Annotated in this window: 15 protein-coding genes; 11 read left to right on the forward strand and 4 right to left on the reverse strand. The window is 59.6% G+C overall.

Translation table 11 applies throughout. The features are described from left to right. Nucleotides 1-329 precede the first annotated feature (329 nt). Genes mexE through PPTH39_RS02445 form a run of 3 tightly spaced genes read left to right on the forward strand, consistent with a single transcriptional unit; the run spans nt 330 to nt 6,175 of the window. Nucleotides 330-1,574: a multidrug efflux RND transporter periplasmic adaptor subunit MexE gene (gene mexE, locus PPTH39_RS02435; protein WP_130871528.1), complete on the forward strand. Its 1,245-nt coding sequence runs from the start codon at nt 330-332 to the stop codon at nt 1,572-1,574. Nucleotides 1,575-1,589: 15 nt separating this feature from the next. Further along, complete coding sequence (locus PPTH39_RS02440; protein ID WP_095000341.1) at nt 1,590-4,769, forward strand: efflux RND transporter permease subunit; 3,180 nt, start codon at nt 1,590-1,592, stop codon at nt 4,767-4,769. After that, complete coding sequence (locus PPTH39_RS02445) at nt 4,766-6,175, forward strand: efflux transporter outer membrane subunit (protein ID WP_095000342.1); 1,410 nt, start codon at nt 4,766-4,768, stop codon at nt 6,173-6,175. Before PPTH39_RS02440 ends, PPTH39_RS02445 begins: the two co-directional genes overlap by 4 nt. A 140-nt stretch (nt 6,176-6,315) precedes the next feature. On the opposite strand, the gene PPTH39_RS02450 is transcribed toward PPTH39_RS02445, so the two are convergent. Continuing rightward, nucleotides 6,316-8,358, reverse strand: coding sequence for a c-type cytochrome (locus tag PPTH39_RS02450; protein WP_130871529.1), 2,043 nt, complete (start codon nt 8,356-8,358; stop codon nt 6,316-6,318). Between the two features lie 268 nt (nt 8,359-8,626). Here PPTH39_RS02450 and tauA point away from each other — a divergent pair, with 268 nt between their 5' ends. Then, nucleotides 8,627-9,601 (forward strand): taurine ABC transporter substrate-binding protein, encoded by a 975-nt coding sequence (gene tauA, locus PPTH39_RS02455; RefSeq protein ID WP_130871530.1) that lies wholly within the window; start codon nt 8,627-8,629, stop codon nt 9,599-9,601. Between the two features lie 144 nt (nt 9,602-9,745). Continuing rightward, on the forward strand, nt 9,746-10,741 hold the full coding sequence (locus tag PPTH39_RS02460; protein WP_095000345.1) for a GlxA family transcriptional regulator: 996 nt from the start codon (nt 9,746-9,748) through the stop codon (nt 10,739-10,741). A 71-nt stretch (nt 10,742-10,812) separates the two neighbouring features. Here the strand turns inward: PPTH39_RS02460 and PPTH39_RS02465 are convergent, their stop codons facing one another. Continuing rightward, nucleotides 10,813-12,054: an MFS transporter gene (locus tag PPTH39_RS02465; RefSeq protein ID WP_371926129.1), complete on the reverse strand. Its 1,242-nt coding sequence runs from the start codon at nt 12,052-12,054 to the stop codon at nt 10,813-10,815. A gap of 363 nt (nt 12,055-12,417) precedes the next feature. After that, complete coding sequence (locus tag PPTH39_RS02470) at nt 12,418-13,629, reverse strand: M24 family metallopeptidase (RefSeq protein WP_095023847.1); 1,212 nt, start codon at nt 13,627-13,629, stop codon at nt 12,418-12,420. 217 nt (nt 13,630-13,846) lie between these two features. Here PPTH39_RS02470 and PPTH39_RS02475 point away from each other — a divergent pair, with 217 nt between their 5' ends. The 5 genes from PPTH39_RS02475 (at nt 13,847) to PPTH39_RS02500 (ending at nt 19,787) form a co-directional block, all read left to right on the forward strand. Next, a complete protein-coding gene (locus tag PPTH39_RS02475; RefSeq protein WP_095023846.1) occupies nt 13,847-14,545 on the forward strand; it encodes a response regulator transcription factor in 699 nt (232 codons plus the stop codon). Beyond that, on the forward strand, nt 14,545-15,891 hold the full coding sequence (locus PPTH39_RS02480; protein WP_130871532.1) for a HAMP domain-containing sensor histidine kinase: 1,347 nt from the start codon (nt 14,545-14,547) through the stop codon (nt 15,889-15,891). The genes PPTH39_RS02475 and PPTH39_RS02480 overlap by 1 nt, the downstream gene beginning before the upstream one ends. A gap of 187 nt (nt 15,892-16,078) precedes the next feature. Next, on the forward strand, nt 16,079-18,301 hold the full coding sequence (locus tag PPTH39_RS02485; RefSeq protein WP_130871533.1) for a TonB-dependent siderophore receptor: 2,223 nt from the start codon (nt 16,079-16,081) through the stop codon (nt 18,299-18,301). Between the two features lie 19 nt (nt 18,302-18,320). After that, complete coding sequence (locus PPTH39_RS02490) at nt 18,321-19,202, forward strand: alpha/beta hydrolase (RefSeq protein WP_130871534.1); 882 nt, start codon at nt 18,321-18,323, stop codon at nt 19,200-19,202. A gap of 147 nt (nt 19,203-19,349) precedes the next feature. Then, on the forward strand, nt 19,350-19,787 hold the full coding sequence (locus tag PPTH39_RS02500) for a YqaA family protein (RefSeq protein WP_095031618.1): 438 nt from the start codon (nt 19,350-19,352) through the stop codon (nt 19,785-19,787). 19 nt (nt 19,788-19,806) lie between these two features. On the opposite strand, the gene PPTH39_RS02505 is transcribed toward PPTH39_RS02500, so the two are convergent. Beyond that, nucleotides 19,807-20,793, reverse strand: a complete 987-nt coding sequence (locus tag PPTH39_RS02505) for a hypothetical protein (protein WP_095018007.1) — start codon at nt 20,791-20,793, stop codon at nt 19,807-19,809. A 480-nt stretch (nt 20,794-21,273) separates the two neighbouring features. On the opposite strand from PPTH39_RS02505, the gene PPTH39_RS02510 reads away from it, so the two are divergent. Continuing rightward, nucleotides 21,274-21,681 carry an ExbD/TolR family protein gene (locus PPTH39_RS02510; protein ID WP_095000354.1) on the forward strand — a complete coding sequence of 136 codons (408 nt, stop codon included), beginning with the start codon at nt 21,274-21,276 and terminating at the stop codon, nt 21,679-21,681. Nucleotides 21,682-21,684: the final 3 nt, after the last annotated feature.

A 21,684-nucleotide genomic window follows, 5' to 3' on the forward strand; every position in this document is an offset into this window, starting at 1 on the left:
GGAATCGTAGGCCGTGAGTAAAGGTGTGAATCGATGAAGGGAAGACATGGATGCGTGACCTGACTGACACAAAGACGCACGCAGTCTAGGCAAGCAATCAGCGTGGCAGGTGGTACATATTGGTTATTATTACCCGTCGTGCAACACACCCTACGCTGGCAATAACACAGAATTTAATTGATAGTTTCCTAACAAAAAGCGCAGGCTAGAGAGCTTGGTAACGCTTTGTATCATTCCGGATGATATTGATCTTCGCTGGGTTCGATTCGTGCGCCAGCACTCGCGCCAGCATTATCCGCCCATCTCAATAGATCGGCGGACTCCCCCTCATGGAACAGTCACTTAAACATTTGCGCTTCCCACTTGCGGCCCTGGCCATTGTGGTGATGAGCGCATGCGGCAAAACTCCCCAAGCGACTGCTCCGGCTCCTGCTGCAAAAGTCAGTGTGGCCAAGGTGCTTGAACAGCCGGTCAACGAATGGGATGAATTCACCGGTCGCCTGGAAGCTCCAGAGACTGTAGAAATTCGTCCACGCGTGTCGGGCCAGATTGATCAGGTCGCCTTTACCGAGGGCGCCCTGGTGAAAAAGGGCGACTTGCTGTTCCAGATCGACCCGCGCCCGTTCCAGGCCACCGTGCGTCAGCTTGAAGCCCAGGTGCAACAGGCCCGCGCCAATGCCAGCCGTACCGACAACGAAGCCCAGCGCGGCGAACGTCTGCGCCAGAGCAATGCCATTTCGGCAGAGCTGGCCGACTCGCGCACCACCGCTGCCCAGCAAGCCCGTGCCGGCGTCGCGGCCATCCAGGCAGAACTGGACCTGGCCAAACTCAACCTGAGCTTTACCCGCGTCACTGCACCGATCAGTGGCCGCGTCAGCCGTGCCGAAATCACTGCGGGCAACATCGTCACCGCCGATGTCACGCCGCTGACCAGCCTGGTGTCCACTGACAAGGTGTACGCCTACTTCGACGCTGACGAGCGTGTGTTCCTCAAGTACAACCAGCTTGCCCGTCAGGGTCAACGCGGCCAGACCACACCGGTGTACCTGGGCCTGTCCAACGAAGACGGCAACCCGCATCTGGGCCAGATGAACTTCGTCGACAACCGGGTCAACCCGCAAACCGGCACCATCCGTGGCCGCGCCGTGTTCGACAACGCCGACGGCAGCTTTACCCCCGGCCTGTATGCACGCCTGAAACTGGTCGGTAGCGCCACCTACTCCGCCGTGTTGATCAATGAAGAAGCCGTGGGCACCGACCTGGGCAAGAAATTCGTGCTGGTGATGGACGCCGACAACAAGTCGACCTACCGCGCCGTGGACCTGGGCCCGAAAATCGAAGGCCTGCGCATTGTTCGCAGCGGTTTGAACAAGGGCGACACCATTATCGTCAAGGGCCTGCAGAAAGTGCGCCCCGGCTCGCCGGTAACGCCTGAAGTGATCCCGATGGCCAACGAACAGACCCTCGCCGCCCTGGCACAACAACGACAAGCCCTGGAAGCCAGCAACCTGCCACAAATCAAGCCCGCCACTGGCGCGCCGAAGTTGGCCAGCATCGCGACTCCTCGCGGTTAAGGGACGATAACTCCGATGAATTTTTCCCAGTTCTTTATTCAGCGGCCGATTTTCGCCGCTGTGCTTTCCTTGCTTATCCTGATTGCGGGCGGCATTTCGCTGTTCCAGTTACCGATCAGCGAATACCCTGAAGTGGTTCCGCCTACCGTTGTGGTGCGCGCCAACTTCCCCGGTGCCAACCCCAAGGTGATCGGTGACACCGTGGCCGCACCACTGGAGCAGGCCATCACCGGTGTCGAGAACATGCTGTATATGTCTTCGCAGTCCACCGCTGACGGCAAGATCACCCTGACCATCACCTTTGCCCTGGGTACAGACCTGGACAACGCCCAGGTGCAGGTGCAAAACCGGGTGACCCGCACCCAGCCCAAACTGCCGGAAGAAGTGACGCGCATCGGCATCACGGTGGACAAAGCCTCGCCAGACCTGACCATGGTTGTGCACTTGACCTCGCCGGACAAGCGCTACGACATGCTCTACCTGTCCAACTACGCCATCCTCAATATCAAGGATGAGCTGGCGCGCCTCAACGGTATTGGCGATGTGCAGATGTTCGGCATGGGCGATTACTCGCTGCGGGTATGGCTCGATCCAAACAAAACTGCCTCGCGCAACCTGACAGCCACTGATGTAGTGACCGCCATTCGCGAGCAAAACCGCCAGGTGGCTGCCGGTGCCCTCGGTGCCCCGCCCGCCCCCAATGCCACCAGCTTCCAGCTGTCGGTCAACACCCAGGGCCGCCTGGTCACTGAGGAGGAGTTCGAGAACATCATCATCCGCTCCGGTGATGATGGCCAGATCACCCGCCTCAAGGACATTGCCCGGGTTGAGCTGGGCTCCAGCCAGTACGCCTTGCGTTCCTTGCTGAACAACCAGCCGGCGGTAGCGATCCCGATCTTCCAGCGTCCGGGTTCCAACGCCATCCAGATCTCCAATGACGTTCGCGCCAAGATGGCCGAGCTGAAAAAGAACTTCCCGGAGGGCATGGATTTCGACATCGTTTACGACCCGACCATCTTTGTTCGTGGTTCGATTGAAGCGGTAGTCCACACCCTGTTTGAAGCCCTGATCCTGGTAGTACTGGTTGTAATTCTGTTCCTGCAAACCTGGCGCGCTTCGATTATCCCGCTGGTCGCTGTGCCCGTATCGCTGATCGGTACGTTTGCAGTGATGCATATGTTTGGCTTCTCGCTCAACGCTTTGTCCCTGTTCGGACTGGTGCTGGCCATCGGTATCGTGGTGGACGATGCGATTGTGGTGGTGGAGAACGTCGAGCGAAATATCGAGCTGGGGCTTAACCCCGTCGATGCAACCAAGCGGGCCATGCGCGAAGTAACCGGACCGATCATTGCCACCGCGCTGGTACTGTGTGCGGTGTTTATCCCGGCCGCATTTATTTCGGGCCTGACCGGCCAGTTTTACAAGCAATTTGCCCTGACCATTGCCATTTCGACGGTGATCTCGGCTTTCAACTCGCTGACTCTGTCCCCTGCACTGGCAGCAGTATTGCTTAAAGGCCATCATGCGCCGAAAGACCGCTTCACTCGTCTGCTGGACCGTATGTTCGGTGGCTGGTTGTTCGGCCCGTTCAACCGCTTCTTCGTCAAGGCCAGTAACGGTTATGTCGGTACCGTGCGGCGGATCATCCGTGGCAGCGGCATCGCCATGCTGGTTTACGCAGGTTTGATGGTGCTGACCTGGGCTGGCTTTGCCCACACGCCCACCGGTTTTGTACCACCGCAAGACAAGCAATACCTGGTGGCCTTCGCCCAACTGCCGGACGCCGCGAGCCTGGACCGCACAGAAGCGGTAATAAAACGCATGTCCGAAATTGCTCTCAAGCAACCTGGCGTTGCCAACTCGGTGGCTTTCCCCGGCCTGTCGATCAACGGCTTTACCAACAGCCCGAACAGCGGCATCGTGTTCACCCCGCTCAAGCCGTTTGATGAACGCAAGGACCCAAGTCAGTCGGCAGCGGCGATTGCCGCCGCGTTGAACGCACAGTTTGCCGACATTCAGGACGCCTATATCGCCATCTTCCCGCCGCCGCCGGTACAGGGGTTGGGCACCATTGGCGGTTTCCGCCTGCAAGTCGAAGACCGCAGTGGTCTGGGCTATGACGAGCTGTACAAAGAAGTGCAGAACGTGATTGCCAAGAGCCATAACGTGCCGGAACTGGCCGGGTTGTTCACCAGCTATCAGGTCAACGTGCCGCAAGTCGATGCCGCTATCGACCGCGAAAAGGCCAAGACCCACGGCGTTGCCATCAGCGACATCTTCGATACCCTGCAGATCTACCTGGGTTCGCTGTATGCCAACGATTTCAACCGCTTCGGTCGGACTTATCAGGTGAATGTGCAGGCCGAGCAGCAGTTCCGTCTCGAACCCGAGCAGATCGGCCAGCTGAAGGTGCGTAACAACAAGGGCGAAATGATCCCGCTGGCGACCTTTATCAAGGTCAGCGACACCGCAGGTCCTGACCGCGTGATGCACTACAACGGCTTTGTCACCGCTGAAATCAACGGCGGCGCAGCACCGGGTTACAGCTCGGGCCAGGCCGAGGCGGCGATGGAAAAACTGCTCAAGGAAGAACTGCCCAACGGCATGACCTACGAATGGACTGAGCTGACCTATCAGCAAATCCTCTCAGGCAATACCGCGTTGTTCGTGTTCCCGCTCTGTGTACTGCTGGCATTCCTGGTACTGGCTGCCCAGTACGAAAGCTGGAGCCTGCCATTGGCGGTGATCCTGATCGTGCCCATGACCCTGCTTTCAGCCATTACCGGGGTGATTATCTCGGGGGGTGACAACAACATCTTCACCCAGATCGGCCTGATCGTACTGGTGGGGCTGGCGTGCAAGAACGCGATTCTGATCGTCGAGTTTGCCAAGGACAAACAGGAAGAAGGCCTCGACCCGCTGGCAGCGGTGCTGGAAGCCTGCCGTCTGCGTCTGCGGCCGATTCTGATGACCTCCTTCGCCTTCATCATGGGTGTGGTGCCTCTGGTGCTGTCCAGCGGTGCCGGTGCAGAGATGCGCCATGCGATGGGTGTTGCGGTGTTCTCCGGGATGCTCGGGGTGACCTTCTTCGGCCTGCTGCTGACGCCGGTGTTCTATGTATTGATTCGCCGTTATGTAGAGCGCAGTGAAGCGCGCAAAGCGGCCAAGCACCTCACGTTGGAGTCGCAACAATGAGCGTGAAAGTTTTTCTGCCGAGCCTGTTGGTGCTGGCCCTGAGCGCTTGCGCCGTGGGCCCGGACTACACGACCCCGGCCACGGCCCCGGCACAGATCAGTGCCGACAACCTCAAGGGCTTTGATCGGGCACATTTTGAAGGGATCTGGTGGCAACAGTTTGACGATCCGACCCTCAACCAGCTGGTGACCCAGTCTCTGGCCGGCAACCGCGAGCTGCGCGTGGCATTTGCCCGCCTACGGGCGGCCCGGGCGATTCGCGATGATGTCAGCAACGACATCATGCCGACCATCACCAGCCGCGCCAGCAGCGATGTGGGCAAGGGCCAGATTCCGGGCACCACCGAGAAGCGCGTCAACAGTGAGCGCTACGACCTGGGCCTGGACATGGCCTGGGAAATCGACTTGTTTGGCCGTATCCAGCGCGAGCTGGAGGCCAGCGATGCCGACGAGCAGGCGGCTGCGGCCGATCTGTATCAACTGCAAGTGACCATGATTGCCGAACTGGTGGATGCCTATGGTGAACTACGGGGTGCACAGCTGCGCGAGCGCATCGCCCTGGACAACCTGAAAAACCAGCAGGACTCCAAGGCCATCACTGAAAGCCTGCGTGACGCCGGAGTTGGCGATCAGCTGGACGTGGTGCGCGCTGACGCCCGCCTTGCCTCGGTTGAAGCCAGCGTGCCGCAATTGCAGGCCGAGCAGGTGCGCGAGCGCAATCGTATCGCCACCTTGCTGGGCCAGCGACCTGAGCAATTGAGCGTGGATCTGAGCCCCAAACAGCTACCGGCCATTGCCAAGGCGCTGAATATCGGCAATCCCGGCGACCTGCTGCAACGACGCCCGGACATCATGAGTGCCGAGCGCAAGCTGGCAGCGGCGACGGCCCGTATCGGCGTGGCCAAGGCCGACCTGTTCCCGCGGGTCAGCCTTAGCGGTTTCCTCGGTTTTACTGCCGGGCGTGGCTCGCAAATCGGTTCAGCAGCAGCCAATGCCTGGGCACTGGGCCCACGCATTACCTGGCCTGCATTTGACCTGGGCAGCGTGCGGGCACGACTGCGCGGTGCCGATGCAGAGGCCGATGGCGCCCTGGCCAGTTACGAGCAGCAAGTACTGCTGGCGCTGGAAGAGTCGGAAAACGCCTTCAGTGACTACGGCAAACGCCAACAGCGCTTGCTGTCGTTAATACGTCAAAGTGAGTCAAGTCGTACAGCAGCTGACCTCGCAGCCATTCGCTATCGCGAAGGCACGGTGGACTTTCTGGTGCTGCTCGATGCCCAGCGCGAGCGTCTTGCGGCAGAAGACAGCCAGGCCCAGGCCGAGGTTGAGTTGTATCGCGGCGTAGTGGCTATTTACAAAGCATTGGGCGGCGGCTGGCAAGCCGAGACTGTCGCCAGCGCGCACTGATTCAACGAGCTCCTTTGGTTGGCCGCAACCAACCATTTTTTGGCCCCGCGTACATTCGGTCGCGGGGCTTTTTTTTGCTTCGCTGAAGCCCGGCAAACACACAAACACGAACGCTGTTTTGAGGTAAGGAGTGCTTGCCCTTAATACCGCGCATCCAGCGGTTTGCCACCCTTGGGCCAGTCCTTGGCCTTGTCGACAAAATCAGGTCGTGGTTGATGGGAGAAGTACTCAGCCACATCCACTGCCTCCTGATCCGATAATCCACCCTGCCCTAACGGGAATTTCTCGTGGAAGCCGATCGGCATATTGCGTTTCACAAACGCCGCCGCCGTGTAAGTGCGCGCCATGCCCGCGCCGATATTGAACGACTCGTTGCCCCACAACGGCGGGTACACAAAGCTGCCATCGGCCTGTTTCAGGCCCTGGCCGTCGTCACCGTGGCACACCGCACATTGCTGCGCATAGATCAGTTTGCCGTTTTCCGGATCGGGGACGATTTTCGGATCGACCTTGCCCACGCCACGGCCCGCAACCTTGTCCCCCGCTACCGTGTTCATTTTCATCCAGTCAAAATACGCCACCATCGCCTGCATATCCGGCGAGGCTACGGGCAAGGGTTGGCCATTCATCGAGCGACGGAAACAACCATTGATCCGCTCCTCCAGTGTCACTTCCTTGCCCGCCCGTGGCGCATAGCCGGGGAAGAACGCCGAGACCCCGACAAAAGGCGAGCCATCGGCCACGGTGCCTGCGTTCAAGTGGCAACTGGTACAGTTCAGGGCATTGCCGACGTTATCCGGTAACAGCGCCTTGGTTTGCAGATGCAGGCGCATGCCGCGCACCACCTGATCGGCATTGGCGGCACTGAGCAGATTGGCCAGGCGCGGGGTGACAAAGGCGGTCTCGTCGACAGTCTCGGGGTTCAACTGCTTGCGCATCTGCGCGACTTGCCCTGGCTTGATCGCTGGAGCCGCGTTGCCCCAGCTGCTGCGCACAAAGCTGAGGATCTCGGCAATTTCATCATCGCCCAGCCGGGCGAAGCCAGGCATGGTGTACACCCGTGGGTGCGTTGCTGTTTGCGGGGTTTTCCAGCCGGTCAGGGTGATATGCAAGAGTGTCGTCGGGTTGGCCGCGACGATCCCCGGGTTGCCGTTCAACGGCGGGAATATGCCTTTGACCCCGCCGCCATCCGGGCGATGGCAATCAGCGCAGAACTGCGTGTAACCCAACCCGCCACGGCTGCTGTACAGCGTATCCGGTGCCTTGGCGGGTGTGATCGCCACAGCTGACATCGGTAAATCATCTTTGCCTGCAGGTAGCGATTTCAAATAGCTGGCGATGGCAGTCAAGTCTGCATCGGTAAAGTGCTGGGTACTGTGGTGGATCACATCAGCCATATTGCCCGACACCGTAGCAAAACGGTTTTGTCCGGTCTTGAGCAACTGCACGGTGTCCCCCACCGTCCACAGGTTGCGCAGACTCAAGGCGCGCCAGTGCTCGACGGTTTCCCCCGCCAGATAGTGCTTGCCGGCACTGCCGTCATCGCTCATGGCCTTTTCCTGAAAGGCGATACCACGCGGCGTATGGCACGAGCCGCAATGCCCCAGGCCCTGCACCAGATAGGCGCCACGGTTCAGTTCGACGCTTTTGTCCGGGTCGGGGACAAACGGCTGATTATCGACAAACGCCCAGTTCCACAGCGCCAGCCCCCAACGCTGGTTGAACGGGAAGCCCATATCGGCCTCAAGATTGGCCATTTTTACCGGGGCCACATCGTGCATCAGGTAGGCATACAGGGCGCGCATATCGTCTTCGCTCATCTTCGCGTAAGACGGATACGGCATCGCCGGATAGAGGTTTTTCCCCGCAGGTGTCACACCCTGGCGCATGGCCTTGTCGAACTGTTCAAAGCTGTACTGGCCGATACCTGTCTCGGGATCCGGGGTGATATTGCTCGAGTAAATCGTGCCCATTGGCGTTTTCAGCTCGAGCCCGCCCGCCATCTCGGCCCCGCCCATGGCGGTATGGCAGGCAATGCAGTCACCGAGCCGGGCCACATAGTGGCCGCGTTCAATCAGGTTTTTCTCGGGGTTGGCTGCCGGGGTCGGCTCGCTGGCCTGCACCTCAAGGGTACACAGCAACGTCAGGCCGGCTAATGCCAGACGTGGAAAGGTAGAAAGCATCGCGTTATTCCTTTAAGGCGTCGATCTGGGGTGGTCCCCTCGAAACGGGCCGTGCTGGTTTTGTTATGGACTCCTCACAGGACGCTTGTACCGGCTTTTACCGCCACGACGTTTGACCCGGATCATGCACGCCGCAACCAGGGTGTGTGGCCGGGCGCTCTAAGCTAGTTCCAAAACGGTATTTTCCCCTTTGATTTAAAGCACTTAGATTCGCTGAACCGGACCGCCGGACAGCCCCTTCTTATCTTCTTACAACAAGGTCCAAGCCATGTCCGTGCGCACACTCCTGATTGCTCTTTCCCTCGCAGGCCTCAGCTTCGGCGCGCAGGCAGCTGATTTGACCATCGGCTATATCACCGGCATCGACCCCACCAAACTGGCCCAGGCCGAGGGCAGCTACGAGAAAGCCATCGGTGAAAAGATTGACTGGCGCCGCTTTGATTCGGGTCCGGCGGTGGTGTCGGCCCTGGCCTCCGGAGACCTGCAGATCGGCAACCTGGGTTCAAGCCCGCTGGCTGCCGCGGCCTCGCGCAATGTGCCGCTGGTGACTTTTATCGTCACCGCGCAGATCAAGGGTTCCGAAGCTCTGGTGGTGCGTGACGGCAGCGGTATCAACGGCCCGCAGGACCTGATCGGCAAGACCATCGCCACGCCCTTTGTCTCGACGTCGCACTACAGCCTGCTGGGCGCGCTGAAACACTGGAACCTGACCCCGCAGCAGGTCAAGGTGGTCAACCTGAGCCCTGCGCAAATCACCGCAGCCTGGAAGCGTGGCGATATCGACGGCGCGTTCACCTGGTCACCTGCCCTGGGGGAAATTCGCAAGACCGGGAAAATCCTCACCGACGCCGGCCAGGTCAGCGAATGGGGCGCACCGACTTTTGAAGTCTGGGTCGCCCGCAAGGATTTCGCGGACAAACATCCGGAAATCGTCGCTAAATTCGCCAAAGTCAGCCTCGATGCCATCGCCGACTACAACGCCCACCAGACCGCCTGGACTACCGATTCGCCGCAGGTGCAGACAATCGCCCGGCTGACCGGCGCCAGCCCCGAAGACATCCCCGAGTTGCTGCACGGCGCGCACTTCCCTTCGGCAGCCGAGCAAAATTCGGCGCAGTTGCTGGGGGGTGGCACGGCCAAAGATATCGCCGGGACGGCCCTGTTCCTCAAGGAGCAGGGCAAGATCGAAACCGTTCTGCCCGACTATTCAGCCTTTGTCAGCGATAAATTTTTGCCGCAATAACAAGCTGTTAGCCACTGGCACAACAAATGCTTCGTTACGCCCTACAACACAGTGCCTTGCACCGCCGGCTCCGCTCTGGCGCTGCAACAACCTGGGTGAACCCCGACGCCAGACGCGTCCCGGATCATAATAAGGAGCGTAAGGATGGCAACGCCTGTTACAGCGTCACCGATAAATATGCCTGCCGTGAAGACCGTGGGCTTTCTGGTGATACCAAACTTCACCACCATCGGTTTTGCCTCGGCCATCGAAACCTTGCGCATGGCCAATATGGCAGCGCGCTGTGAAATGTTTCGCAGCGTTATCATTGCCCCCACCCTCGATCCGGTCATGGCCAGCAACGGCATGCGTATCCTGCCCGACTATGTGATCGGCGATGCACCAAAACTGGACATTTTGCTGGTGGTGGGTTCAAACCCGATCGTCTCCCACCTCAGCAGCCGCCCGGTGCTCAACTGGCTGCGCAAACTGGCCCACGAACAAGTGGCGCTGGGCGGGATCTGCACCGGCAGCTACTGGCTGGCCCGCGCCGGGCTGCTCAAGGGTTATCGCTGCACCATCCACTGGGAAGATATCGAAACCCTCAAGGACCATTTCCCGGGGATCATTATTTCCAATCAGTTATTCGAACTGGATCGCGATCGCTATACCTGCTCGGGTGGCGTGGCATCGATGGACATGACCTTGCAATTGATTGCCCGCGAACCGGGTGGCCGCGAGATTGCGGCCCACGCTGCCGAGTTGCTGCTGTGTGACCGAGCCCGCGGGCCGCAAGAGCAACAGCGGGTACCGCTGCGCCAGAAGCTGGGTACATCGCAGCCCAAACTGAGTCAGGTGGTGGCAATCATGGAGGCCAATCTGGAAGAGCCGGTCAGCCTGGAAGACCTGGCGCGGTTGAACGAAGTGTCGGTACGTCAGCTAGAACGCCTGTTCCACAAACACCTGCAACGCACACCCAGCCAGTACTACCTGGAGTTACGCCTGGCCAGGGCCCGGAGCCTGTTGCTGCGCAGCGAATCACAAGTGCGGGATATCGCCCTGGCCTGTGGCTTTGTCTCGGCGGCGCATTTTTCCAAGTGCTATAGCCGCTTGTTTGGTGTATCGCCCATTGGTGAGCGCAAGCAGGTGGCGTTGCACTAAAACATCACCCGTAGCAGCTGAGGAGCGGAGCGAGGCTGCGTCCGGCTGCTACGGAGGTAGGAGGCGGCAGGTTAATCCTGCAACGCCTTGTACGCCGTCTCGCGGCTGGCCAGCATCGCCACCAGTGCCACTGCCGCGGCGGCCAGCAGGTACCAGGCCGGGGCCATTTTGTTGCCGGTCATCTGAATCAGCCAGGTGGCAATAAACGGCGCAGTCCCGCCGAACACGGCGTTGGCCACGTTAAAGCTGAAGGCAAAACCGCTGAAGCGCACCCGGGTCGGGAAGATCTCGGCCAGAAAGCACGGCAAGGTGCCGTCGTTCATTGCCAGGATGGCACCGAAGGCAATCTGGATCATCAGGATCACCAGCAGTGACGGGTTGCCCAGCATCCCGAACAGCGGAAAGGTCAGCAGCAGGAACATCACCGAGGCACTGACCAGCATGGTCTTGCGGCCATAGCGGTCCGACAGCTTGCCCATCAAAAAAATCAGACCGATATAGGTCGCCAGCGACACCGTGGAAGCGATAAAGGAATCACTCTCGCTCATGCCCATTTCCGTCGACAGGTAGGTCGGCATGTAACTGAGCAACAGGTAGAAGGCCACCGCATTCAGACAGGTCACGCCAATCCCGATCAATACCGGCCGACGATGCACCGTGAGCAACTCACGAACCGGGGCATGGGTCGCACACTCCTTGGCTTCCAGACGCTTTTCCATCTCCAGGAACTTGGGTGAGTCCTGCAAATGCACACGGATATAGCGCCCCACCAGGCCAAAGGGTGCCGCCAGCAGGAACGGCAGGCGCCAGCCCCAGTCGTGCAGGTTTTCAACCGTCATCAAGGCATGCATGCCCGCGACAAATACCGCGCCAAACAACAGGCCGGCCGCCGTGCTCGCCGGTACGATGCTGGTATAAAAACCGCGCTTGCCCTCAGGTGCATACTCGGCCAGAAACGCCGAAGCGCCCGCGTATTCCCCTGAGGCCGAAAAGCCCTGCACCAGACGAATCAACAACAGCAACACCGGTGCCCAGAGGCCGATCTGGTTATAGGTGGGCAGCATGCCGATGCAAAAAGTCGCCACGGTCATGATCAGGATCGACCAGGACAAGGCGCTGCGCCGCCCGTACTTGTCGCCAAAATGCCCCCAGACCAGACCACCGAACGGGCGCACGATAAACGACAGGGCGAACACCGCGAAAGTGGCCAGCAGCCCGGTGGTGGTATCGGTTTGCGGGAAGAACGTCAGGGCGATGACCGTCGCCAGGTAACCATAGGCAGCGTAGTCAAACCACTCGACAAAGTTGCCCATAAAGCTGGCCGTGGCGGCACGGCGCAATGCCTTGCGCTCACTGAGGCGCTCGACCTGCTGTTCGGGGGTCAGGGGCAATGCGATAGTTGCGCTGGGGATACTCATTGAGCACCTCCTGAGAAAGAGATGCGTGATGGAAAAATGGCAAGCAACGTCGCGACATGGGACATGACAGATACCCTCATTGTGTTCTTTTTGGCAGGGGTAAACAGGTCAGAAAACGCTGCGCAATCTGTGTACGCATACGTTGGTATCGAGCTCGGAGTGGGAGCGAGCCTGCTCGCGAAGGTATCACCCCGGATTGACGAGGCGCCGCGGTGATACCTTCGCGGGCAGGCCCGCTCCCACAATGCCGCGCAATGACTATTTTTTGATGATGTTGTGCTGCGGGCCATACGGGAAGTGGGTGATGTTCTCGCCGCCCTGTTCGTTGACGATCAGGATATCGTGCTCGCGATACCCGCCTGCTCCCGGACGACCTTCAGGGATCATGATCATCGGCTCGATCGACACCACCATGCCCGGCTCCAGCACCGTGTCGATATCTTCACGCAACTCCAGCCCGGCCTCGCGGCCATAGTAATGACTGAGGGTGCCAAAGGAGTGACCATACCCGAAGGTGCGGTATTGCAGCAGGTCGTGTTCCATGAAAATTTCATTGAGCTGCAGAGCAATGTCCGAACACTTCATGCCGGGCCTGATCAGCTTCAGGCCGGCCTCGTGTACCTTGACGTTGACCTCCCACAGGCGCAGGTGCTCGTCGGAGCAATGGTCCAGAAACAGGGTGCGTTCCAGCGCCGTGTAGTAACCGGCAATCATCGGGAAGCAGTTGAGGCTGAGGATATCGCCCTTGTTCACCTTGCGGCTGGTGACCGGGTTATGGGCGCCGTCGGTGTTGATCCCCGACTGGAACCAGGTCCAGGTATCCATCAACTCCGAATCGGGAAAGGTACGGGCAATTTCACGCACCATCGCCTGGGTGGCATGCAGCGCCACTTCATATTCCGGCACCTGATCGCGCAAGGCCTCGACGATGGCCGCGCCACCAATATCGGCAATCCGTGCGCCGTGGCGAATGATGGCGTGTTCTTCCGCCGACTTGATCATGCGCATACGCATGCACGGCGCGGCGATGTCCACCAGCTCGGCCTGGGGATAGCGGCTGGCGAGCTTGTCGCGATTGAGCAGGTTCATGTGATCGAACTCGATACCGATGCGCCCCGCCTTGGGCAGCGCCTGCTGGATCGCCACAAAGTAGTTGTCGCGCTGCCAGTCGGTATACACGATGTTGTCGGTGCCCATGGTCCGGCGCCACGGCTGCCCGCCGTCAATATTGGCGCTGATGGTCACCGCGCTGTCCTGGGTCACCACCAGCGCGTAGTTGCGGCCAAATGAGCAATACAGGAAATCGCTGTAGTAGTTGAGGTTGTGGTACGAGGTGAACACAGCAGCATCGATATTGTTCTGCGCCATATAGGCCCGCAGTTTTCCCTGGCGGTTCGCGTACTCCTGGGCCGAGAACGTCGGAGTGACCTTTTCGCCGTTCTTTATCTGGATGGTTTTCGGCATTTGCATGGCATATGTCCCTGTCATTGATCGAGCGTCAGGAGCCGCCGGCAGGCGGGTCGTTGAGGAACATTCGAACAGATACAAGCACGGATTTTTTGTGCGAATCCGACCTGTAGTTGATCAGATCCGCTGTGCAATCTTGCCCTCTTTCCTTGATAGCATTTGCGCAGCATGGCCAATGATGGGATATTCGCAAATGTGAAATATTCTCATTAGAACCCCTATGCACACATCCCCCCGGTTACTTCTGGTAGAAGACGACTTCAGGCTGCGCCACGATCTGGAGCGACATCTGCTGCAACGCGGCTTTGCCGTAACATCCTGCATCGACGGCATTCAGGGCCTGAGCGCTTTGCAGTCGCAGTGTTTCGACCTGGTGCTGCTCGATATCATGCTGCCCGGTATGGACGGTCTGGCGCTGCTTGAAGCCCTGCGCCTGCAACAAAATGTCCCGGTGATGCTGATGTCGGCCTTGGGCAACGAGCAAGACCGAATCACCGGGTTTACCCGAGGTGCCGACGACTATCTGCCCAAACCCTTCAGCCTCGCCGAGCTGGACGCCCGCACCGATGCCCTGCTGCGGCGCATGGCCATGTTCCAGCGCCCGCCGGGGCTGCCGCACCACCCGCGGCTGAGCTTTGATGAAGAGGCTCTGGACGTGGTGCACAACGGCCAGAGTGCAGGCCTGACCCACTCCGAATTCCGCCTGCTGAGCATCCTGCACGAACATGACGGCGAGGCCTTGAGCAAGGCGTTTCTCTACCAGCAGGTGCTTCACCGCATCTACACCCGGCTGGACCGCGGCCTGGATGTACATGTGTGCAATGTGCGACGCAAGCTGGCGGCCATTGGCGTCCGGCATGTGCAGATCCAGGCCGTGCGTGGCCAGGGTTATATCCTGGTCAGCATGGATAACCCCTGATGCGCCGCCATCCCTTGCTATGGAAACTGGCCCTGCTGCAAATCGCTTTCTGCCTGCTGCTGACCTGGATCATCTGGATCTGGGGAGTATCGGCCGAACGTCGCACCTATTTTCTTTCGGCCGCCGACCAGCAGTACCTGGCCGACTACGCACAGCAGGCTGAAGGCATCTGGCACAACCAGGGCCCGGCCGGGCTGGCACGTTTTAGCGAAGAGCTGATGGCGAGGGAGGACACTTGGGTAACGGTACTGGGGCCAAACCTGCAAAGCCTGAGCAATACCCCTCTCACCGCCCACAACTATCGCCAGTTGACCTTTATGCGCCAACTGAACTGGCCCATGAGCCGACGTCTGCAGGACGAGCTGCCCTATGTCAGCATCCCCTTTCCCGGGCAGCCGCAACAAGGCCAGCTGGTGATCCAGCTTCCCGAGCGGTTGCTGCCCGGAGGCCTGACACCCTGGACCCATGTGCTCAGTCACGGCGTGATGCCAACGCTGCTGGCCGCGCTCCTCGGGCTGCTGATCTACCGCCACCTGGTGCTGCCACTCAACCGTTTGCGTGACCGCGCCGACGCCTTGCGTGCCGATGACCTGGACAGTGAAGCACCGCTACCGCTGATCAAACGCAGGGATGAACTGGGGGAACTGGCCCAGGCCTTCGAACACATGGCCAGCCGCCTGCGCCAGAGCCTCAACCAGCAACGCCTGTTATTGCGCACCCTGTCCCATGAACTGCGTACCCCCTTGGCACGATTGCGCATCGCCCACGACAGCCATTTACCGGCTGAGCACATGCGCCAGCGACTCGATCGCGAGATCGACGATATGCAGCGCCTGCTGGAAGACACCCTCAACCTCGCCTGGATGGACACCGAGCGCCCGCAACTGGCAAGCGAGCCGGTGCTGGTACTGTCCGTATGGGAAGCCCTGTGTGAAGACGCCTGCTTTGAAAGCGGTTGGCTGGTCGAGCGACTGCCCTGTCTGCTGGGCGAAGACTGTTACGTGCAAGTGCATCTCGACAGCCTGGCCCAGGCCCTGGAAAACCTGCTGCGCAATGCAATACGTTATTCACCGCCCGCCGGCAAAGTGACTTTGAGCGGCTGGCGTGAAGGTGATGCCTGGCACCTGTGCCTGAGCGACCAAGGCCCCGGCGTCGATCCGCAGGACCTGGCCAGCCTGTTCGTGCCTTACCAGCGCCTGAAGGGTTCGCTAGGCGAAGGCTTCGGCCTGGGCCTGGCCATCGCCCAACGTGCCATTGAACTGCAACAGGGCCGGTTGTGGGCCAGCAATGGCCAGCCGGGGCTGTGCATGCATGTGCTGTTGCCGGTGGCGCGTCCTCCTGACTGAAACAGAAAACCCTGTGGGCTTGCCCGCGATGCCGCCAACTCGGTTCAACAGACAAACAGCGGCGATCCCATCGCGGGCAAGCCCGCTCCCACAGTGAAGTGTTTAGAAAGTTAATGCGCTTTACTCTCAATTAGCAGTCATTATCATTCGTGATCTTCCTGTATCAGGCTGTCCCGGAGATCACCCGATGTTGCAACATGCGCTGCGCCCTATCGCTCCCTTCGTTCTGTCCGGCTGCTGCTTGCTGGCCAGCTCCGTGCATGCCGCTGCCGCGCTGGAGCTGGAAAACACCAACGTGGTTGCCACCGCCCTGGAAGAAACCAAACAGGCACCCGGGGTCTCGGTGATCACCGCAGAGGACATCAAGAAACGCCCACCGTCCAACGATCTGTCGCAGATCATCCGCACCATGCCCGGGGTCAATCTCACGGGCAACTCCACCAGCGGCCAGCGCGGCAACAACCGTCAGATCGACATCCGCGGCATGGGCCCGGAAAACACCCTGATCCTGGTCGACGGCAAACCGGTCAACAGCCGCAATTCGGTGCGCTACGGCTGGCGCGGCGAGCGTGACAGCCGTGGCGATACCAACTGGGTACCTGCCGATCAGGTAGAGAGCATCGAAGTACTGCGCGGTCCGGCCGCCGCCCTCTACGGCAACGGCGCGGCTGGCGGCGTGGTGAATATCATCACCAAGCAGGCCGGGGCCGAAACCCACGGCGACGTCACGGTCTATTCCAACTTCACGACCCACAAGGACGAAGGCGCCAGCAAACGCGTGAGTTTCGGCCTCAACGGCCCGCTCACCGACAACCTGAGCTATCGCGTATACGGCAATATCGCCAAGACCGACCCCGATGACTGGGACATCAACTCAGGCCATGAATCAGAGCGCACCGGCAATCAGGCCGGCACCCTGCCCGCTGGCCGCGAAGGCGTGCGCAACAAGGATGTCAACGGCCTGCTCAGCTGGCGCATGACCCCGCAGCAGACCCTCGACTTCGAGGCTGGTTACAGCCGTCAGGGCAACCTCTATACCGGCGATACGCAAAACACCAACAGCAACGCCTACGTCAAAAGCCTGCTGGGCCACGAGACCAACCGTACCTACCGCGAAACCTATGCCCTGACCCACCGTGGTGAATGGGACTTTGGTAACAGCATGGCCTACCTGCAATACGAAAAAACCCGCAATACGCGGATCAACGAAGGCCTGGCAGGCGGCACCGAAGGCATTTTCAGCAGTGGTGATTTCTATACTGCGGTATTGCGCGACCTGACCGCCCACGGCGAGGTCAATCTGCCGCTGCACGCAGGTTTCGACCAGACCCTGACCCTGGGCAGCGAATGGACCCAGCAAAAGCTCGACGACCCCAGCGCCAACACCCAGTCCACCAGCGAAGGCGGTTCGGTCAGCGGCCTGAGCAGCAGCAATCGCAGCACCACCTCCTCGGCGCAGATTTTCTCGTTGTTTGCCGCCGACAATATCGAGCTGCTACCCGGCACCATGCTCACCCCCGGCCTGCGTCTGGACCACCACAGCGTGGTCGGCAACAACTGGAGCCCGTCGCTTAACCTGTCCCATGCCCTGACCGAAACAGTCACCCTCAAGGCCGGCATCGCCCGCGCCTATAAAGCGCCTAACCTGTACCAGCTCAACCCCGATTACCTGCTCTACAGCCGCGGCCAGGGTTGCTATGGCCAGAGCACCAGTTGCTACCTGCAAGGCAACGCCGACCTGAAAGCCGAAACCAGCGTCAACAAGGAACTGGGCATCGAGTACAAGGAAAACGGCGTCGTCGCGGGCCTGACTTACTTTCGCAACGATTACAAAAACAAGATCGAATCCGGCATGAGCCCCATCGGCAATGCCGTGGGCGGAACAGGCACCTATGCCAATGCCGCGATCTACCAGTGGGAAAACGTACCCAAGGCACTGGTCGAAGGCCTTGAAGGCACCCTTACCCTGCCCCTGGCGCCGCAACTGACCTGGACCAACAACTTCACCTATATGCTGCAATCGAAAAACAAGCAGACCGGTGACGCCCTGTCCGTCACCCCGCGCTACACCCTTAACTCCATGCTGGACTGGCAGGCAACCGATGACCTGTCGCTGCAAGCGAGCGTGGCCTGGTACGGCAAACAGACACCGAAAAAATTCGACTACCACGGCGACCGCGTCACCGGCACCGCCAACAACCAGCTTTCGCCTTATGCCATTGCCGGCATCAGCGGTACCTACGCCATTACCGCCAACCTGAGCCTGACCACGGGTATCGATAACCTGTTCGACAAGCGCCTGTTCCGTGAGGGCAACGCCCAGGGTGTGACCAATATCGCCGGGGCCGGGGCGGCGACTTACAACGAGCCGGGGCGTACGCTCTACACCAGCCTGACCGCGTCGTTTTAAAGCATAACGAGATCGCCTGATGAGAAACCTGACCCTGCCATTGACGCTGCTGCTTGCCCTGGCCCTCCCCGGGCAAGCCGCCCAGGCCCGGCCCGCGCCTGACCAGCTGATGGACACCCGCCTGCTGCAGCGTACAGATATGGACTACCGCTTCAGCCGCTTGCTGATCGACTCCGCCGATGGCCAGCGCCATTATCAGCTATGGATCGGTCGACCCAATGCCGCGCCGCCGAAAAACGGTTTCCCGGTGCTGTGGATGCTCGACGGCAATGCCGCCATCGGCGCACTGGATGCCGACCTGCTGCGGGATCTTGCCCGTGGCAAGGCACCATTACTGGTCGCCATCGGCTACCAGACACCACTGCGCATCGAGCGCACTGCCCGCATTTACGACTACACCCCGAACAGGCCTGGCCTGACCGTGCAAATCGACCCGCTGAGCGGGTTGCCCAGTGGCGGTGCGGATGTCTTCCTGGACCTATTGCGCGAGCGCATGCGCCCGGCGGTGGCGGCCAAGGCACCGATCAACCTGCAGGAGCAAATCTTATGGGGCCATTCCTATGGCGGCCTGCTGGTGCTGCACGCCCTGCTCACCCGCCCCGGAGAATTTTCCCGTTACGCAGCGGCCAGCCCGTCGCTGTGGTGGGCCGACATCCACCCCGGCGCGGACTTCAAGCAACGCATGAACGGGCACAAGGCCGATTTGCTGTTGATGCGCGGCACGGCCGAACCCGCTAACCCGCGCGGCCCGAGCGACGGCGAGCCAGACAGACTGATCCGCCAACTGGCGGGTGAACTGAGTGATATCCCGGGACTGGCGGTTGACTATCAGACATTCGACGGCATGAGCCACGGCGAAACCCTGCCGGCTTCGCTGCGGCGGGTATTGCAAAACTTTTAGCCGCTGCCAGCCCAGCCAACTTTTGCGGGAGCGGGATTGCTCGCGATGGCAGCGCCTCGGTTGGTCTGGCAGACTGCAGCGCCTGTATCGCGAGCAAGCCCGCTCCCACAAGGTATGCGGCGGTGTCCATCTACCCTGGAAGTTTACGTGTTTGAATTAACCAGCTATCTGGGTCTGTTCCTCGCCGCCTTTGGCGCAGCATCGCTGCTGCCCATGCAGTCGGAAGCCGTGTTGGTCGGCATGCTGCTGTCAGGCAAATATGCAGCCCTGACCCTGCTGGCTGTCGCCACCCTGGGCAATGTGCTGGGCTCGGTACTGAATTGGCTGTTGGGCCGCTCGGTGGAACGCTTTCGGCACAAGCGCTGGTTTCCGGTCAGCGAGCAAAAGCTCGACAGGGCCCAGCAGTTCTATCTGCGTTACGGGCGCTGGTCACTGCTGCTGAGTTGGATGCCGATTATCGGCGATCCGCTGACCATGATCGCCGGGGTCATGCGCGAACCGCTGTGGAGTTTCGTGCTGATCGTCACCCTGGCCAAAGGTACCCGGTACCTGCTACTGACCGCGGCAACCCTGGGCTGGTCCTAGACAACCAGCCTGCGGGGTGTCAAACCGGCTCTGCGGCGATGCGGTTTTCCATGGCCGGAGGGTATTCAGGCAGCCAGGACAGGGGCATCAGCTGATTGTACTTTTGAAAGAACGAGGACTGGATCCGCCCGCGAATCGGCTCAAGCTGCTCAATCAGCTGCGTCAGTGCCTGCTGTTGCAAAGCCAGGTTCACTTCATCCTCGGCCGTATTGCTGTCGGGCAGTGCCAGCGACTGCAACACAATACTGTCACTGAAGTAAGCCGGCACCCGCCGACCATTACGGTGCAGCTGGTTTTCGGCGCGATAGCATTGCACAAGCCCCGCCATGACCATTTCGGCCTTGTTCAGGCCACTGGCCAGGCGCGGTTTCAGATTGCGTTTTTCGTCCAGAACTGACTGATACCTCACCAGTTGCTCATTGCAGGCCAGCACATCGGACTCCAACTGTTCAAGGAACTCATGCTTGAGTGCCATCAGTTCGTTGCGTACATCTGCAATTTCGTCCTGGTACACACCCAGTGCTTCGTTGCGACGCTTCTGCTGTTTGCCATACCCGGCGTGATTTTGCGCACGCAAGGCGCACAATTCAGCCTCGCGCTCCCGTGCGCGGTATTCCAGACGTTGCAGGCGTACGGCGTAATTGTTCAGCAGGTCCTGTGCCGCCCGCTCGAACGCCTGATCAAATTCGCCGCAACGTTTTACCGTGCCAACAATATCCAGTGCTGTCAGGCGGGTTTGCACCAGGGCGATGCGCGCCTCGGCCCAGGCCAGCACCTTGTGCCGTTCTGACTCAAGGGTCGTGCGGATCTGTTCTTCAATGGCCGTCAGCCGGGTGGCTTCCACGGGGGGATAGCCCTGCTCGCCATGGCGCCGGGCTTGCTCGACGATATTCAGCTCACGCTTGAGGCTTTCAAATTCAAGCGGTACCAGAAAAGGGTTATCCACGTGAGCACGGCTGCGCTCAGCCTGCCCCAAAATATTCAACAGCTTTTTGAATAACTGCATGGCGTTCGCTCCGCTAAACCCTTGATCTCAACAGCCGGCACTTCAGATTAATATCATCATGCCAATGCCTTTGCATAACAACAATAGATTAGTAGCACTTTGACATCTGCACAGCCAAAACCGTGGAAAAACAGCGTTATGGCGAATGATTCCTGATGCCAAATCTATAAGCTGACAGGCCTGTCAAGTTTATAAAAATTTATCCTGGCCACCCTGCAACGAAATACTATTTCAAGCAAATGCCTGCAAAATCCTGAAAAGACGGCACTTTTAACCACAAAAATCAGTTTAGTTTCGATATTAAAAAAAACAAAAAAATACACAAAATCTGAAATCAAAATGAAACAGCCCCCCTCTACCTTTGCAACCTGTCACTTGAGACAGGTTCTGGGCATTTCTTCTGCGTCCTGGCAAACCGCAAGTGAAAACCTGAACGGATGTTCAGCTTTTTGATCCCCTCTGTGGATTGGAGTACACGCAATGCGAAGCTGGGAAGAACCCAAGAAAAAGCGTCTGCATATCGAAATCATCCCGATGATCGACGTGATGATGTTCCTGCTGGTGTTTTTTGTATTGATCAGTCTCAACGTGATACCCGCACTCGGCATCAAGACCCAGTTGCCAGGTGCCGCTCATGCGCAGCAGCTCAAGCCGCAAAACAAGGCGGTCATCACCCTGGGCCTGGACGAGCGCCTGCAACTGGATGGCAAGGATCTGAACCAGAGCGATCTGGTGGCTCAACTCAAGGCCATGGAAAACCCTGACGAAAAAATGGTGATCATCCTCAACAGCGATGCAGGTGTTGAGGTGGCGCGTCTGGTCAGCGTGATGGATGTGCTCAAGGGCAGCGGCTTCTCGTCTGTCTCCATTGCGACGCGGAAGCTGTAGGCC

This window comes from Pseudomonas bubulae (assembly GCF_900618535.1).
Taxonomy (GTDB): Bacteria; Pseudomonadota; Gammaproteobacteria; order Pseudomonadales; family Pseudomonadaceae; genus Aquipseudomonas; species Aquipseudomonas bubulae.

Excerpts from the sequence above, each read along its gene's own strand:
- PPTH39_RS02440 (WP_095000341.1), top strand. The coding sequence starts at position 1,590 with ATGAATTTTTCCCAGTTCTTTATTCAGCGGCCGATTTTCGCCGCTGTG.
- tauA (WP_130871530.1), top strand. The coding sequence starts at position 8,627 with ATGTCCGTGCGCACACTCCTGATTGCTCTTTCCCTCGCAGGCCTCAGC.
- PPTH39_RS02510 (WP_095000354.1), top strand. The coding sequence starts at position 21,274 with ATGCGAAGCTGGGAAGAACCCAAGAAAAAGCGTCTGCATATCGAAATC.
- PPTH39_RS02480 (WP_130871532.1), top strand. The coding sequence starts at position 14,545 with ATGCGCCGCCATCCCTTGCTATGGAAACTGGCCCTGCTGCAAATCGCT.
- PPTH39_RS02490 (WP_130871534.1), top strand. The coding sequence starts at position 18,321 with ATGAGAAACCTGACCCTGCCATTGACGCTGCTGCTTGCCCTGGCCCTC.
- PPTH39_RS02465 (WP_371926129.1), bottom strand. The coding sequence starts at position 12,054 with ATGGGCAACTTTGTCGAGTGGTTTGACTACGCTGCCTATGGTTACCTG.
- PPTH39_RS02445 (WP_095000342.1), top strand. The coding sequence starts at position 4,766 with ATGAGCGTGAAAGTTTTTCTGCCGAGCCTGTTGGTGCTGGCCCTGAGC.
- mexE (WP_130871528.1), top strand. The coding sequence starts at position 330 with ATGGAACAGTCACTTAAACATTTGCGCTTCCCACTTGCGGCCCTGGCC.
- PPTH39_RS02470 (WP_095023847.1), bottom strand. The coding sequence starts at position 13,629 with ATGCAAATGCCGAAAACCATCCAGATAAAGAACGGCGAAAAGGTCACT.
- PPTH39_RS02485 (WP_130871533.1), top strand. The coding sequence starts at position 16,079 with ATGTTGCAACATGCGCTGCGCCCTATCGCTCCCTTCGTTCTGTCCGGC.
- PPTH39_RS02505 (WP_095018007.1), bottom strand. The coding sequence starts at position 20,793 with ATGCAGTTATTCAAAAAGCTGTTGAATATTTTGGGGCAGGCTGAGCGC.
- PPTH39_RS02450 (WP_130871529.1), bottom strand. The coding sequence starts at position 8,358 with ATGCTTTCTACCTTTCCACGTCTGGCATTAGCCGGCCTGACGTTGCTG.
- PPTH39_RS02475 (WP_095023846.1), top strand. The coding sequence starts at position 13,847 with ATGCACACATCCCCCCGGTTACTTCTGGTAGAAGACGACTTCAGGCTG.
- PPTH39_RS02460 (WP_095000345.1), top strand. The coding sequence starts at position 9,746 with ATGGCAACGCCTGTTACAGCGTCACCGATAAATATGCCTGCCGTGAAG.